Annotated in this window: 10 protein-coding genes; 4 read left to right on the forward strand and 6 right to left on the reverse strand. The window is 72.9% G+C overall.

Annotation, left to right across the window (positions count from 1 at the left end; all coding sequences use genetic code 11):
* Window positions 1-60: 60 nt before the first annotated feature.
* Window positions 61-1,878: an NHL domain-containing thioredoxin family protein gene (locus DTB53_RS00210; RefSeq protein WP_012380135.1), complete on the forward strand. Its 1,818-nt coding sequence runs from the start codon at window positions 61-63 to the stop codon at window positions 1,876-1,878.
* Window positions 1,879-1,910: 32 nt separating this feature from the next.
* Here the strand turns inward: DTB53_RS00210 and DTB53_RS00215 are convergent, their stop codons facing one another.
* The 5 genes from DTB53_RS00215 to DTB53_RS00235 form a co-directional block, all read right to left on the reverse strand.
* On the reverse strand, window positions 1,911-2,639 hold the full coding sequence (locus tag DTB53_RS00215; RefSeq protein ID WP_042496742.1) for a DUF4232 domain-containing protein: 729 nt from the start codon (window positions 2,637-2,639) through the stop codon (window positions 1,911-1,913).
* Window positions 2,640-2,804: 165 nt separating this feature from the next.
* Complete coding sequence (locus tag DTB53_RS00220) at window positions 2,805-5,591, reverse strand: AfsR/SARP family transcriptional regulator (protein ID WP_042496745.1); 2,787 nt, start codon at window positions 5,589-5,591, stop codon at window positions 2,805-2,807.
* Window positions 5,592-5,809: 218 nt separating this feature from the next.
* Complete coding sequence (locus DTB53_RS00225; protein ID WP_003967965.1) at window positions 5,810-6,031, reverse strand: DUF6458 family protein; 222 nt, start codon at window positions 6,029-6,031, stop codon at window positions 5,810-5,812.
* A 103-nt stretch (window positions 6,032-6,134) separates the two neighbouring features.
* The gene (locus DTB53_RS00230; RefSeq protein ID WP_012380139.1) at window positions 6,135-7,433 is read right to left on the reverse strand and encodes a M18 family aminopeptidase; all 1,299 of its coding nucleotides are present in this window, start codon (window positions 7,431-7,433) and stop codon (window positions 6,135-6,137) included.
* 306 nt (window positions 7,434-7,739) lie between these two features.
* Window positions 7,740-9,566, reverse strand: coding sequence for an acyl-CoA dehydrogenase (locus tag DTB53_RS00235; protein ID WP_012380141.1), 1,827 nt, complete (start codon window positions 9,564-9,566; stop codon window positions 7,740-7,742).
* Window positions 9,567-9,733: 167 nt separating this feature from the next.
* On the opposite strand from DTB53_RS00235, the gene DTB53_RS00240 reads away from it, so the two are divergent.
* The 3 genes from DTB53_RS00240 (at window position 9,734) to DTB53_RS00250 (ending at window position 12,528) form a co-directional block, all read left to right on the forward strand.
* Window positions 9,734-10,201: an SseB family protein gene (locus DTB53_RS00240; protein WP_003967969.1), complete on the forward strand. Its 468-nt coding sequence runs from the start codon at window positions 9,734-9,736 to the stop codon at window positions 10,199-10,201.
* A 198-nt stretch (window positions 10,202-10,399) separates the two neighbouring features.
* Window positions 10,400-11,356: a pirin family protein gene (locus DTB53_RS00245; protein WP_003967970.1), complete on the forward strand. Its 957-nt coding sequence runs from the start codon at window positions 10,400-10,402 to the stop codon at window positions 11,354-11,356.
* A 65-nt stretch (window positions 11,357-11,421) separates the two neighbouring features.
* Window positions 11,422-12,528 carry an AI-2E family transporter gene (locus DTB53_RS00250; RefSeq protein WP_012380142.1) on the forward strand — a complete coding sequence of 369 codons (1,107 nt, stop codon included), beginning with the start codon at window positions 11,422-11,424 and terminating at the stop codon, window positions 12,526-12,528.
* Between the two features lie 121 nt (window positions 12,529-12,649).
* Here the strand turns inward: DTB53_RS00250 and DTB53_RS00255 are convergent, their stop codons facing one another.
* The gene (locus DTB53_RS00255; RefSeq protein ID WP_003967972.1) at window positions 12,650-14,779 is read right to left on the reverse strand and encodes an ATP-binding SpoIIE family protein phosphatase; all 2,130 of its coding nucleotides are present in this window, start codon (window positions 14,777-14,779) and stop codon (window positions 12,650-12,652) included.
* Window positions 14,780-14,867: the final 88 nt, after the last annotated feature.

A 14,867-nucleotide genomic window follows, 5' to 3' on the forward strand; every position in this document is an offset into this window, starting at 1 on the left:
CACAGATTCCCCCGGGCCCCGGCGGAATGCGTGCAGGCGGGGAAGGTGTTGACTGGTGGCATGGCATCACGTGCACGCGTCCGCGCCCCCGAACTCATCGGCAAGGGCGGCTGGCTCAATACAGGCGACCAGCAGTACACCCTCGCTGACCTGCGGGGACGTATCGTCATCCTCGACTTCTGGACGTTCTGCTGTGTGAACTGTCTGCATGTCCTGGACGAGCTGCGCGAGCTGGAGGAGAAACACCGCGACACCGTGGTGATCATCGGCGTCCACTCGCCGAAGTTCGTCCACGAGGCCGAGCACCAGGCCGTCGTCGACGCCGTCGAGCGCTACGAGGTCCACCACCCCGTCCTCGACGACCCGGAGCTGGCCACCTGGAAGCAGTACGCCGTACGCGCCTGGCCGACGCTCGTCGTGATCGACCCCGAGGGCTACGTCGTCGCCCAGCACGCGGGCGAGGGCCACGCGCACGCCATCGAGAAGCTCGTCGAGGAGCTGGAGGCCGAGCACGGGGCCAAGGGCACGCTCCGCCGCGGTGACGGCCCCTACGTGGCGCCCGAGCCCGTCGCCACGCATCTGCGCTTCCCCGGCAAGGCGCTGCTCCTGCCGGACGGCGGCCTCCTGGTCTCCGACACCACCCGGCACCGCCTGGTCGAGCTGGACGCCGACGGCGAGACCGTGCGCCGCCACTTCGGCACGGGCGAACGCGGTCTGCGCGACGGCGGCCCGGACGAGGCCCGGTTCAGCGAACCGCAGGGGCTCGCCGTGCTCCCGGACGGCCGCGTCGCCGTCGCGGACACCGTCAACCACGCGATCCGCGCCCTGGACCTCACGACCGGGGTGACCAGCACGCTCGCCGGGACCGGCCGTCAGTGGTGGCAGGGGACCCCGACCAGCGGCCCGGCGCGCGAGGTGGACCTCTCCTCGCCGTGGGACGTCGCCTGGTTCGGCGACCGGCTGTGGATCGCCATGGCGGGCGTGCACCAGCTGTGGACGTACGACCCGCAGAGCGCGACCGTACGCGCCGCCGCCGGGACCACCAACGAGGGCCTGGTCGACGGTCCGGCCGCCGAGGCCTGGTTCGCCCAGCCGTCCGGGCTCGCCGTCTCCGCCGACGGGGAGCGGCTCTGGGTCGCCGACTCCGAGACCTCCGCACTGCGCTGGGTCGACCGCGACGAGCACGTCCACACCGCCGTCGGCACCGGCCTCTTCGACTTCGGCCACCGCGACGGGGCGGCCGACCAGGCACTGCTCCAGCACCCCATCGGCGTGACCGCGCTGCCCGACGGGTCCGTCGCGATCAGCGACACGTACAACCACGCCCTGCGCCGGTACGACCCGGCCTCGGGCGAGGTCACCACCCTGGCCACCGACGTCCGCGAGCCCAGCGACGCGGTGCTGGTCGACGGCGATCTGGTCGTCGTCGAGTCGGCCCGTCACCGGCTGACCCGCCTCCGGCTGCCCGACGAGGCCGTCCGGGTCGCCGACCGGGCGCACCGCACCCGGCGGGCCGCCACCGAGATCGCCCCGGGCACCCTCCGCCTCGACGTCGTCTTCCAGGCGCCGGCGGGCCAGAAGCTGGACACCCGCTACGGGCCCTCGACCCGGCTGCTGGTCTCCGCGACCCCGCCCGAGCTGCTGGCGGAGGGCTCCGGCGCGGGGACGGACCTCGGACGCGACCTGGTCCTCGCGGACGGGGTCACCGAAGGCGTGCTGCACGTCTCCGCCATGGCGGCGTCCTGCGACGACGACCCGGCCAACGAGTACCCGGCCTGCCACGTCCACCAACAGGACTGGGGCGTGCCCGTCCGCGTGACCGCGCAGGGGACGCCCCGGCTGCCGCTGGTGCTGGCGGGCATGGACGAGCAGGGCTGAGAGGGAAGCAGGCGGGTCTCTCGAAACACGCCCTAGAAGTCGTCGGCGCCGTTGCGCAGCTCGGTGGTCCAGTAGCCCGTGGCCCACTTCTGCGGGTTGACGGAGAGGCCCTCGGGGGCGGGGGACTTCACGACCGCCGTGCCGCCGCCGTTGGCCTTCAGCGTGACCGTGAACTCCTTCACCGTCTCGGTGCTCTCCTTCCGGCCGCCCTCGGACATCCGCACCGCGACATGGGCGGACTGACCGGGCTCCAGGACCACCGGGGCCCCCGGCTTGCTCCGGGCGACCGGCGGGACGATGCCCCGCGCGTTGTCCAGGAAGTGGATGTGCGGGTACTCCCTCATCTCGCAGCGTGCGCCGGAGGTGTTCTCCGCGCTCAGCGTGAGGTGGGTGTAGGGCGGGCCGTCCTGGCGCTCCGCGGTGATCCGCAGGCCCTCGGCCGTGCAGAGGGGGGCGGCGGCCCCGGCGGACGTGCCGCCGGCGGTACCGGAGCCGCCGGAGCTCTTGGTGGCGCCCGCGGCCCGTGTGGTTCCGGTGCCGCTGCCGGTGGAACCCGCGGTGCCGGTGTCCGCCGTGTCGTCGGCGGTCTTCGGGGACCCGGCCTCCTTCGGGGCCGTGGCGGCGACGGTCGCGGAGTCGCTCGCCGCCGAGCCCTCCGACCGGGTGCCGGTGCCGTCGTCACCGCAGGCGGTGAGCGTGAGAGCGAGAGCGGCCGTGGTCGCGGCGGCCAGGACGGTGGTGCGGGCGCGGAAGGTGCGCATGGAGATTCCCCCGAGGTGACGGTGAGGCGGACGTCCGGTCGAGACGCTCGCCCTTGAGCGGCTGACGGGAACGACCCTGCCCGTCGCCGCTCACGTATCGCTGCTGTCCCGCTGACGTCCCGCTGACGTCGGCCCCGGTGGTGCGGCACCGGAGATCCGCGCCGCTCAGCCGCCCTCGGCGAGCCGTCGCAGCGCCTCGTCGTGCCGCCGCCGGAACTCCGTCCGCGCCGACACCTTCAGCAGCGCTTCGAGAGCCCGTACGGCCCCCTCGTCGTAGCCGTCCCGCTCCGCCTCCCGCGCGGCCCGGTCCAGCAGCCGTACGCCGTCCTCCTCGTCGCCCAGTGCCAGCCGGGCCTCGCCGCAGACGGCCAGCAGCAGCGAGCGGCGTGCCGCCTCCTCGTGCTCGGGCCCCAGATCGAGCGCGGCCCGGGCGCAGCCGAGGGCTTCCGCGGGGCGGTGCGCGGTGAGGTGCATCCGCGCGAGGTGCTGGAGCGTGAGCATCTCCGTGTGCCGGTCGCCCTCCCGGCGGGCCAGTTCGAGGGCGCGGGCGCAGTTCTCCCCCGCGGTGGGCAGGTCGCCCAGTTCGGCCTGGGCGACCGCCAGGTTGATCAGCGCGGTCGCCTCGCCGAGCGGGTCGCCGGCTTCCCGGGCGAGCGCGGGCGAGCGCTCCAGCAGCGCGGCGGCCTCGGCGGTGCGGCCCTCCTCCGTCAGCACCCAGCCCAGCAGCGTGAGGACTCTCGACTCCGCGTAGGCGTCCCTCTCCGCGCGCGCCGACTCCAGGGCCAGTTCCAGCAGCGGGGACCAGCTGTCCCGCGCCCGCCACACCATCTGCGGCCACTGGAGCAGAATGATCCGCCAGGCCCGGTCGGTGAGCCCCGCCTCCCTGGCCGCGAGGGCCGCCAGCGCCAGGTCCTCGCGCTCGGTGGCCAGCCAGCGCATCGCCTCCGCGCGGTCGGCGAAGTCCTGTACGGCGCTGGGCCGGCGGTAGTCCTCCGGGAGGACGAAACAGGGTTCGCCGCCGGGCTCCGCCGTGTCGGCGGCGGCCAGGGCGGTGGCGATGCAGTGGTCCAGCACCCCGATCAGGGCCTCGCGCGCGGACGCCGGGTCCAGGCTCCGGGCGTAGAGGCGCACCAGGTCGTGCAGGACCCAGCGCCCGGGGGCGGTCTCGGTGACGAGGTGGGCGGCGGCCAGCTGCTCCAGCGCCGCCCGTGCGGTGACCGGGTCCGTCCCCGCGAGTGCGGCGGCCGCGTACGGATCGTAGTGGCCGCCCGGATGGTGGCCGAGCCGCCCGAGCTGGTGGACGGCCCCGGCCGGCAGGTGCTGGACCGTGAGCCCCAGCGCCGCGGCGACCCCGGTGTCGTCCACGTCGAGACAGGCGAGCCGGCCGCGCTCGTCGGCCAGCTCTCCGGCCAGGGCGGCCAGCGTCCAGCGGGGGCGCCCCGCCAGGCGGGCCGCGGTGACGCGCAGGGCGAGCGGCAGCCCGCCGCACAGCTCGGAGAGCCTGCGGGCCGCCACCGGTTCGGCGAGGACCCGCTCCTCCCCCAGCACTCCGGCGAGCAGCGCCGTGCCGTCGTCGGTCTCCAGGGTGTCCAGCGGCACCGGCCGGGCGGCGTCGGACGCGATGAGCCCCTCCAGCCGGTGGCGGCTGGTGACCAGCGTGACGCAGTCGGCGCCGCCCGGCAGCAGGGTTCTGACGGTGGCGGAGTCGCGCGCGTTGTCCAGGACCACCAGCAGCCCGCGCCGGGCGGTCAGCGAGCGGAACAGGGCGGCGGCGGCCGGTACGGACTCCGGAACGCGCCGGGGGGAGACGCCGAGCGCGAGCAGGAAGTCCCGCAGCACGTCGATGGGCGCGGGCTCCCCCGCCGTGCTGAAGCCGCGCAGATCGGCGAAGAGCCGGCCGTCCGGGAAGATCGCGGGACTGCGGTGCGCCCACTGGAGGGCCAGCGCGGTCTTGCCGACCCCGGCGGGCCCGGTGATCAGGCAGACGGGCGCCTCGCCCGCCGCCGACCGGCTGAGCGCGGCCAGCTCGGCGGCACGCCCGTGGAAGCCGCGGGGCGCGCGGGGCAGCAGGTCGACGGGGTGCGGTTCGCCGACGGAGGGGCCCCCGGCTCCGGCCGGTCCACCGGGGCCGGGGCGGCCCGCGTCACCGGGCGGCCCGGCGACGGGGACGGGCCCGTCGGTCTCCGCGCGAGCGGTTCCCGTGGGCGGCCCCTGGGCACCGCGCAGGATCAGCGCGTAGGCGTCGGCGAGTTCGTGCCCCGGGTCGATGCCCAGTTCGTCGGCGAGGAGCCGCCGCATACGGTGGAAACGGTCCAGCGCCTCCGACTGGCGCCCCGCCCGGAACAGCGCCAGCACCAACTCCGCGGCCAGCGACTCGCGCAGCGGATGCGCCGCCGTCTCCGCCGTCAACAGGGCCGCGGCCCGGTGGTGTTCGCCGAGCGCACCGTACGCGCGGGACAACTGCTCGACCGTCGCCAGCCGCGATTCCTCCAGGGAGTGCGCCGCCACCCGGAGCGGCGGACCGGCGAACGCCCCGCTGAGCGCGGGCCCCTGCCACAGGGACAGGGCCTCCTTGAGCATCAGCACCGCGTCGGCGGGACCGCGCTGCTCCCGGGCCAGCATCAGCAGTTCCTCGAACCGCTGCGAGTCCAGCAGCGTCTCCGGGGCCCGCAGCACGTAGGCGTCGCCGAGGGTGACCAGCTCCACCCCGTACGCCGCCGCGTCCGCTCCCGCCAGCAGGGCGCGCAGCCGGGAGACGTGGCCCTGGATGACACCACGAGCCTGCGACGGCGGCTCGTCGTCCCACAGGCATTCCGTCAACCGCCCGATGGAAACGGGCGTGTTGGCGGACAGCAGCAGAGCGGCGAGCAGACTGCGCCGTTTGGCCGGCCCCAGCGGCAGGGGCCCGGTGAGCGTGTCGACGGAGACCGTGCCGAGCAGCCGGAACTCCACGGGCGGCTCCCCTTCCGGGCCGGACGCGCCCACGGTGGGGGCGCGGGATCCGACCCAGAATATCGGGGATCCCGCAGGTCCCGCGCAGAGCCGACCGGCCCGGTGACGGCGCTTGCGCCGCCCCGCGGACCGGTCGCCGCAGGCGCTGTCGGGTGCACCGCGACCGGTGGGCCGTGCCGGCCGTCAGCGGCCGGGCCGACCGGTCGTCGTGCGGGCCGTCAGTGGTAGCGGTGCTCGTCGTCCGCGACGACGGTGGTGGTGGGCGGCACGACCATACGGCGGCGCCGCGCGATGCTCATGTAGACGAAGACCCCCACGAGGCCGACGAGCATCATGATCCAGCCGACCAGGTCGACATTGACGGTGTCCATCTTCCAGTCCGTGGCGAACGCCAGGATCGCGCCCCCGCCGATCAGGAGAATGCATCCTCCGAGTCCCATGAATCCCGCCTCCTCGACCGCCCGGTGAGTCCGGGCCGGTGTACGAGTCGCGTACCCGGCCCGGCAACAACCATGTCTGAAGAGGTGGTTGGGCGACTTTCCGTCAGCCGGCCAGGAACGCGACGAGCGCGTTCGCCAGCAGATACGGGTCGTCGGCGCCGCACAGTTCACGCGCGCTGTGCATGGAGAGGATCGCCACGCCGATGTCCACGGTCTGGATGCCGTGCCGGGCCGCGGTGATCGGTCCGATCGTGGTGCCGCAGGGCATCGCGTTGTTGGACACGAAGCTCTGCCACGGCACGCCCGCCTTCTCGCAGGCCGCGGCGAACACCGCACGGCCGCTGCCGTCGGTGGCGTACCGCATGTTGACGTTGACCTTGAGGATCGGCCCGCCGTTGGCGACCGGGTGGTGCGTCGGGTCGTGCCGCTCCGCGTAGTTGGGGTGCACGGCGTGGCCGGTGTCGGAGGAGAGGCAGACCGTGCCGGCGAAGGCGCGGGCGCGGTCCTCGTACGTGCCGCCGCGCGCGAACACCGAGCGCTCCAGCACCGAGCCCAGCAGCGGCCCGTCGGCCCCGGTGTCGGACTGGGAGCCGTTCTCCTCGTGGTCGAAGGCGGCGAGCACCGGGATGTACGGGATGTCGGCGTCGTCCTGCCCGGCGACGGCGGCCAGAGCGGCGGTCGCGGCGTGCACCGAGAGGAGGTTGTCCATCCGGGGCCCGGCGACCAGCTCCCGGTCCCGGCCCAGGTACGAGGGGGGCTCGATGGCGTGCGGCATCAGGTCCCAGCCGGTGACCTCGTCGGCGTCGACGCCCGCCTCCTCGGCGACGAAACGGATCAGGTCGCCCTCCTCCACATCGCCGAGCCCCCAGATCGGCTGCATGTGCTTCTGCCGGTCGAGCTTGAGCCCCTCGGTGTTGGCCGACCGGTCCAGGTGCACGGCCAGCTGCGGCACCCGCAGCAGCGCCCGGTCGATGTTGACCAGCCGGTGCGTGCCGTCGCGCAGCGAGATCCGCCCGGCCAGGCCCAGGTCCCGGTCGAGCCAGGTGTTGAGCAGGGTGCCGCCGTAGACCTCGACGGCGATCTGGCGCCAGCCGTGCGCCCCGGTGTCGGGCAGCGGCTTCACCCGCAGGTTCGGGGAGTCGGTGTGCGCCCCCGCGATCCGGAACGGGGTGTGCGCCGCGGCGCCCTCCGGCACGTACCAGGCGACGATCGCCCCGCCGCGCAGCACGTACTTCCCGCCCGCCGAGCCGTCCCAGGCGGCGGTCTCCTCGACCTGCCGGAAGCCGGCCTCCTCCAGCCGGGCGGCGGCGTTGGCCACGGCGTGGTACGGGGACGGGCTGGCCGCCAGGAAGGACATCAGGTCATCGGTGTGCGCGCGGTCGAACCGGAGAGGGGAACTCATGTTCTTCACTGTAACGAGGACTCGGGGTCCGGTATCCGGTGACCGGGGGCTCCATGGCCCCGCAGCTCGTCGACCGAGGTCGGGTCGGTGTCGATGTCGTACGGGGCGCAGAGCTCGAGCCGGTCGTGGTGGACGCCGGTGGAGACCTACGTCATGCCGACCGGGTCCCGCTCGTGGGTGATGACCGTCGGGTGGTCGTTCTCGCCGGCCATCTCGACCGGCCGCCCGTGCTGGATGTACGACAGCGCCGCCACCCGGACGAATTCCGGGTGGCGGCGCGTGTTGACGAAGGGGGCGGGCGATCGCTCAGAACGCGGCTTCGTCCAGCTCCATCAGGGAGTTGTCGACCGACTCGGCGAGCGCGCGCTCGGTGGAGACGCCCGGCAGGACGTTCGCGGCGAAGAACTTCGCGGCGGCGATCTTGCCCCGGTAGAAGGGGACGTCCTTGGCGGAGGCGGTCGGCAGCTTCTCGGCCGCCACGGCCGCGCCCTTGAGCAGCAGGTAGCCGACGACGACATCGCCGGAGGCCATCAGCAGGCGGGTCGTGTTGAGGCCCACCTTGTAGATGTTCTTGACGTCCTCGCCGGTCGCGGTGAGGTCGGTGATCATCGTGCCGACGATCGCCTCCAGGTCCACGGCGGCCTTGGCGAGCGAGTCCAGCGCGGGGGCCAGCTCCTCGTTGCCGTGGGCGCCCGCGAGGAACTTCTTGATCTCCTCGGAGAGCGTGTTGAGCGAGGCGCCCTGGTCGCGGACGATCTTCCGGAAGAAGAAGTCCTGGCCCTGGATCGCCGTGGTGCCCTCGTAGAGGGTGTCGATCTTGGCGTCCCGGATGTACTGCTCGACCGGGTACTCCTGGAGGTAGCCGGAGCCGCCGAACGTCTGGAGCGACTGCGCGAGCTGCTCGTAGGACTTCTCGGAGCCGTAGCCCTTCACGATCGGGAGCAGCAGGTCGTTGAGGCCGTTGAGCGCCTTGGCGTCCTCGCCCGCGGCCTCCTGCTCCTGGATCGCGTCCTGGACGGAGGCGGTGTAGAGCACGAGGGAGCGCATGCCCTCGGCGTACGCCTTCTGCGTCATGAGCGAGCGGCGCACGTCGGGGTGGTGCGTGATGGTGACCTTGGGCGCCGTCTTGTCCATGAAGTTCGCCAGGTCGGGCCCCTGGACGCGCTCCTTGGCGTACTCCAGGGCGTTCAGGTAGCCCGCGGAGAGGGCGGCGATGGCCTTCGTGCCGACCATCATGCGGGCGAACTCGATGATGCGGAACATCTGGCGGATGCCGTCGTGCTTGTCGCCGATCAGCCAGCCCTTGGCGGGGTGCTGGTCGCCGAAGGTCATCTCGCAGGTGTTGGAGGCCTTGAGGCCCATCTTGTGCTCGACGTTCGTCGCGTACACGCCGTTGCGCTCGCCCAGCTCGCCGGTGGTCCAGTCGAAGTGGAACTTCGGGACCATGAAGAGGGAGAGGCCCTTGGTGCCGGGTCCGGCGCCCTCGGGGCGGGCCAGCACGTAGTGGATGATGTTCTCGGACATGTCGTGCTCGCCCGAGGTGATGAAGCGCTTCACACCCTCGATGTGCCAGGAGCCGTCCTCCTGCCGCACGGCCTTCGTCCGGCCGGCGCCGACGTCGGAGCCGGCGTCCGGCTCGGTCAGCACCATCGTCGAGCCCCACTGCTTCTCGACGGCGATCTCCGCGATCTTCTTCTGCTCGTCGTTGCCCTCCTCGAAGAGGATGCCGGCGAACGCCGGGCCGGAGGAGTACATCCACACGGCCGGGTTCGCGCCGAGCAGCAGCTCCGCGTAGCCCCAGATCAGGGAGCGGGGCGAGGTGGTGCCGCCGATCTCCTCGGGGAGTCCCAGGCGCCAGTACTCGGAGTCCATGAAGGCCTGGTACGACTTCTTGAAGCTGGCCGGGACCGGGGCGGTCTTGGTCTCCGGGTCGAAGACCGGCGGGTTGCGGTCGGCGTCGGCGTAGGAGTCGGCGAGCTCGTTCTCCGCGAGGCGGGCGATCTCGTCCAGGATGCTCTTAGCGGTGTCGACGTCCATCTCACCGAACGGACCGGTGCCGTACACCTTGTCGCGCCCGAGGACCTCGAAGAGGTTGAACTCGATGTCGCGGAGATTCGACTTGTAGTGCCCCATGGGAAGGCTCCGTAATCAATAGCAGTGGCGCACAGCGCCCCGGGGAGTGATGCGGGTCGGGCGACAGGCAGGCGTAGGTCCATCAGCTGACCTCTCCGATGATGCTACCCGTCAGTAATAAGGCGCAACCCCTCAAGCCGTAGATGTGTCCGATTACTCTTTGCGGCATGTACGGCTACGACCAGAACCCCGGTGCTCAGCAGCAGATGGGTCAGATGGGTCAGATGGGTCAGATGGGCGGCGGCTACGCTGAGCAGCCGCTGTACCCCGAACCGTCGCCGCCCTCCCTGGCCGACGCGGTACGGGCCTTCACCACCGGCTCCCTCTCCGCCGAGGACTTCCAGCAGATCTTCGCCACGTCGAAGGTCTACTGCCCGCGCGGCGACAACCCGGGCTTCCTGGCGCTCCACAACACCCAGCAGCCGGTGATCCCGATGTTCACCACGCTCAAGGAGCTGCGGCGGTACGCGGGCAAGGAGTCCAAGTACTTCGTGATCACCGGGGCCGAGGTCATCGACCTGCTGCCGACGGGCTACGGCTTCGTCCTGGACATGGAGGGTGATCACCGGATGGTCTTCGACGCCAAGGCCGTCGAGCAGATGGTCGACTTCGCGATGCGCCGGATGTACGGGTAGGGCTGGGGCGTCGGCGGGTCTTCGACCTGCTGCTTCATCGTTCGGACGCGGGTCCGTGCCGGGAGTGGCGCGGGCCCTTTTCGCTGTCGGGTCACGGGCGGGCCCACCGGCGTGGCCGCCCGGGAATGCGGCACGCCTTGCAAGATGTTCACCATTCAACTAAATTGATCGCAGAACACTCGCCCGGAGGTGGCTTCCATGCCCGCAGTGACCGTCGACAACCCGCTGACCCTGCCCAAGGTGACCGCTTCGGGCGACGCCGCGCCCCGTCCCGTCCTCACCGTCACGACCGCGCCGAGCGGCTTCGAGGGCGAGGGCTTCCCCGTCCGCCGCGCGTTCGCGGGGATCAACTACCGGCACCTCGACCCGTTCATCATGATGGACCAGATGGGTGAGGTGGAGTACGCCGCAGGCGAGCCGAAGGGCACGCCCTGGCACCCGCACCGCGGCTTCGAGACGGTCACGTACCTGATCGACGGGACCTTCATCCACCAGGACTCCAACGGTGGCGGCGGCACCATCGAGAACGGCGACACCCAGTGGATGACCGCCGGGTCCGGGCTGCTGCACATCGAGGCCCCGCCGGAGTCGCTCGTCATGTCCGGCGGCCTCTTCCACGGCCTCCAGCTCTGGGTGAACCTGCCCAAGGCCGACAAGATGATGGCCCCGCGCTACCAGGACATCCGCGGTGGCGAGGTCCAGCTCCTCGCCTCACCCGACGGCGGTGCGCTGCTCCGGGTCATCGCCGGTGAGCTCGACGGCCACGAGGGCCCCGGCATCACGCACACCCCGATCACGATGATCCACGCCACCGTCCGGCCCGGTGCCGAGGTGACCCTGCCGTGGCGCGAGGACTTCAACGGCCTCGCCTACGTCCTGGCCGGGCGCGGCACGGTCGGCGCGGAGCGCCGCCCGGTCGCGATGGGCCAGACCGCGGTGTTCGGAGCGGGCGGCTCGCTGACCGTCCGCGCGGACGAGCGGCAGGACGGCAACACCCCGGACCTGGAGGTCGTCCTCCTCGGCGGCCGTCCGATCCGGGAGCCGATGGCGCACTACGGACCGTTCGTGATGAACAGTCAGGCCGAGCTGAAGCAGGCCTTCGAGGACTTCCAGGCCGGACGCCTGGGCACGGTCCCCGCGGTCCACGGCATGTGACGCTCCGCCACCCGTACGGGGTGCGCCGGCGAGCCCGCCGGCGCACCCCGTGATCGGGTGGGAGGGTGCCCGCACCCAAGCCCCTCCTCCCCGAGAGCGCCCGCCGCGCGGCGGCCTGGTGCGGCGTGGTCCTGCTCGTCGTGGGCGTCGCCGCCGTCGCGATCTGGCTGGTGGTCGCCCTCAAGACCGCGGTCACCCCGGTGCTGCTCGCCCTGCTCGGCACCGCCCTGCTCGGCCCCGTCCACCGGTGGCTCATCGCCCGGGGGCTCAACCGGTCGCTGGCCGCGGGGCTGACCTGTGCGGCCCTCGTCGCGGTGGTCGGGGGCGCCGGGTACATCGTCGTCACCGCGCTCATCGACTCCGGCGACCAGATCGTCGACTCGCTGAAGGACGCCGGCCAGTGGGTCGTGGACCATCTGGACATCGAGGGGGCCACGAACGTCGACGACCTGGCCGACAACGCGAAGGGCCTCGTCGAGAAGTTCGGGGCGAGTGCGGCGGGCGGTCTGCTCAGCGGCATCAGCCTGGTCGGTTCGCTGGTGGCGACCAGTGTGCTGGCCCTGCTGCTGACCTTCTTCTTCCTGCGCGACTCGGACCGGGCGGTGAACCTGGCCCACGCGGTGGCCCCGCGCGGCACCGGGGACCTGGTCGAGGCCATGGGGCGCCGGGCGTTCGAGGCCGTCGAGGGCTTCATGCGCGGCACCACGTTCATCGCCCTGATCGACGCCGTGTGCATCACGGTGGGCCTGCTGATCCTGGACGTTCCCGGGGCGGTGGGGCTCGGCGCGCTGGTGTTCGTCGGCGCGTACATCCCGTACCTCGGGGCGTTCATCTCCGGTGCGGTGGCGGTGCTGGTCGCGCTGGCCGACCGCGGGTTCGTGATCGCCCTGTGGGCCCTGGGGGTGGTCCTCGCGGTCCAGGTGCTGGAGGGCCACGTGCTCCAGCCGATGATCCAGAGCCGTACGGTCCAGATGCACCCCGCCATGATCATGATCGCGCTGACGGCGGGGGCGAGCGTGGCGGGCCTGCTCGGCATGCTGCTCGCCGTGCCCCTGTGCGCGGCTGCCTTCGGTGTCCTGGGCGAGCTGCGCGGGGCCCACGGACCACGTCCCGGCCCGTGGGACGGTGACCCCGGCCCGTCCGGCGGCCACCCGGGCCCGTCCGGCGTCTGAGGACAGAACCGTTACGGGGGCGGGCCCGCGCACCCCGGGAGCCGGGGCCGCGCGGGCCCGGGGAGCGCCAGGCCCGCGAGGAGGCGGCAGCGGGCGGCGAGAAGGCGGTGGCCCCCAGGGCTCAGGAGGCCGCGGCCTCCGCCAACTCCCCCGGCTCGTCCGCCTCGTACAGCTCGAACCAGATCGACTTCCCCTCCCCGCGCGGATCCACCCCCCACGCGTCCGCCAGCATCTCCATCAGCACCAGTCCCCGCCCGCTGGACGCCATCTCGCCCGGCCTCCTCCTGTGCGGCAGTTCGTCACTGGCGTCGGCGACCTCGACGCGCAGCCGCCGCTCGCCCTGTTCGCCGGAGATCTCCGCCACCATCAGCGCGTCCCCGTCGGTGTGGACGAGCACGTTGGTCGCCATCTCGGAGACCATCAGGACCGCGGAGTCGACCTGTTCGGGATCGCTCCAGTCGTGGAGCAGCTCGCGCACGAGCTGCCGGCCGACCGAGATCCGCTCGGGCTCGGCCTGCGCGATGGTCAGGACGCTGCGGCGCGGCGGCGTCTCCCGGGCGGAGGTGGTCTCGCGCCGCAGCACCAGGACCGCGATGTCGTCCTCCCGCCGGTCCGCGAGCGGCCCCGTCGTGTAGTGCGAGGTCGGCCCGTGCACGGCCTGGACCAGGGCGTCGGCCAGCTGTTCCAGGTCCTCGACGGGCTCCTCCAGGACCGGGCGCAACCGGTCCCAGCCGGTGGCCATGTCGTGCCCGCCCGTCTCGATGAGGCCGTCCGTGCAGAGCATGATCGTCTCGCCGGGTTCCAGGACCACCCGGGTGGTGGGGTAGTCGGAGTCCGTCTCGATCCCGAGCGGCAGCCCGCCGGCCGTCTGCCGGATCACCGCGGTTCCGTCGGTGGAGACCACCACCGGGTCGGGGTGGCCCGCACGGGCGATGTCCAGCGTCCCGGCCTCCGGGTCCACCTCCGCGTACAGGCAGGTCGCGAAGCGCGGCGTCGCCGGCTCCTCGTCGCCCTCGACGCTCTCGTACGCGTCGGTCAGCCCGGACAGGAAGCGCGAGGCCCGGGAGAGCACGGCGTCCGGGCGGTGCCCCTCGGAGGCGTAGGCGCGCAGGGCGATGCGGAGCTGGCCCATCAGCCCGGCGGCCCGTACGTCATGGCCCTGGACGTCGCCGATGACCAGGGCGATGCGGCCGTTGGGCAGCGGGATCATGTCGTACCAGTCGCCGCCCACCTGGAGCCCGCCGCCGGTCGGCACGTACCGCGCGGCCACCGTCATGCCGGGGATCTGCGGGCCCAGGGTCGGCATCATCGAGCGCTGGAGCCCGAGCGACAGCTCGCGCTCCGTCTCGGCCACCCCGGCCCGGGCCAGGGCCTGGGCAAGCATGCGGGCGACCGTCGAGAGCACCGCGCGCTCGTCCGGGGAGAACGCCACCGGATGCCGGAATCCCGCCATCCACGCGCCCATCGTGCGACCGGAGGACACCAGGGGCAGAAAGGCCCAGGACTGCCGCTTGAAGCGCCGGGCGAGCGGCCAGGTGGCCGGGTAGCGGCGGCGGTACTCCTCGGGGGAGGGCAGGTAGATCGCCCGGCCGGTGCGGACGACCTCGGCCGCCGGGTAGTCCGTCTCCAGGGGCATGTCGGTGAACGGCTCCTCGTCCTCCGAGCTGTGCCCGTGGTGCCCGATGATCGTCAGCCGCTCCCCGGCGGAGCCGAAGACCGCGAGGCCGTCCGGGGAGAAGCCGGGCATGGAGAGCGATCCGGCGACCCGCAGCACTTCCGTGGTGGACCGGGCCTCGGCCAGCGCGCGCCCGGCGTCCAGCAGGAACGCCTCCCGGGACCGTCGCCAGTCCCCGGTGATCGGGGTGTGGGCGGCGTCCGTGGAGCCGGGCTGCGGCTCGGCGACCTCCTGGAGCGTGCCGAGGAGGACGTAGCTCTCGGCGTCCCGGTCCGCCGGGAGGAACGGCTTGGAGCGGCTGCGCACCGTACGCAGGACCCGGCCGCGCTCGTCCACGATCCGCAGCCGCGCCTCGGCGAGGGTCCCCTCGGTGACCGCGAGGTTCACCACCCCGTAGATCTCGTTCCAGTCGACCGGGTGGAAACGGGAGCGCACCGCTGCTTCCTGGTAGCTGCCCGGCTCGGCGGGCAGACCGAGCAGCCGGGCCGCCTCCGCGTCGAGCGTGACCGTGCCGGCTGCGTTGTCCCAGCGCCACAGGCCCGTCGCGATCGCGGCCAGGACTTCCTCGGTGCGCATTGCCCCACTTTAGGAAGATGTGCTCGGCGGACGCCACCGAGGGGCCGCCACCTGCCCCGGGGGCGGGCGGGTACGGCGACGCAAAGGG

Source organism: Streptomyces griseus (genome assembly GCF_900460065.1).
Taxonomy (GTDB): domain Bacteria; phylum Actinomycetota; class Actinomycetes; order Streptomycetales; family Streptomycetaceae; genus Streptomyces; species Streptomyces griseus.

Coding starts and splice junctions, on each gene's coding strand:
- DTB53_RS00210 (WP_012380135.1), top strand. CDS start 61: ATGGCATCACGTGCACGCGTCCGCGCCCCCGAACTCATCGGCAAGGGC.
- DTB53_RS00215 (WP_042496742.1), bottom strand. CDS start 2,639: ATGCGCACCTTCCGCGCCCGCACCACCGTCCTGGCCGCCGCGACCACG.
- DTB53_RS00225 (WP_003967965.1), bottom strand. CDS start 6,031: ATGGGACTCGGAGGATGCATTCTCCTGATCGGCGGGGGCGCGATCCTG.
- DTB53_RS00230 (WP_012380139.1), bottom strand. CDS start 7,433: ATGAGTTCCCCTCTCCGGTTCGACCGCGCGCACACCGATGACCTGATG.
- DTB53_RS00235 (WP_012380141.1), bottom strand. CDS start 9,566: ATGGGGCACTACAAGTCGAATCTCCGCGACATCGAGTTCAACCTCTTC.
- DTB53_RS00240 (WP_003967969.1), top strand. CDS start 9,734: ATGTACGGCTACGACCAGAACCCCGGTGCTCAGCAGCAGATGGGTCAG.
- DTB53_RS00245 (WP_003967970.1), top strand. CDS start 10,400: ATGCCCGCAGTGACCGTCGACAACCCGCTGACCCTGCCCAAGGTGACC.
- DTB53_RS00255 (WP_003967972.1), bottom strand. CDS start 14,779: ATGCGCACCGAGGAAGTCCTGGCCGCGATCGCGACGGGCCTGTGGCGC.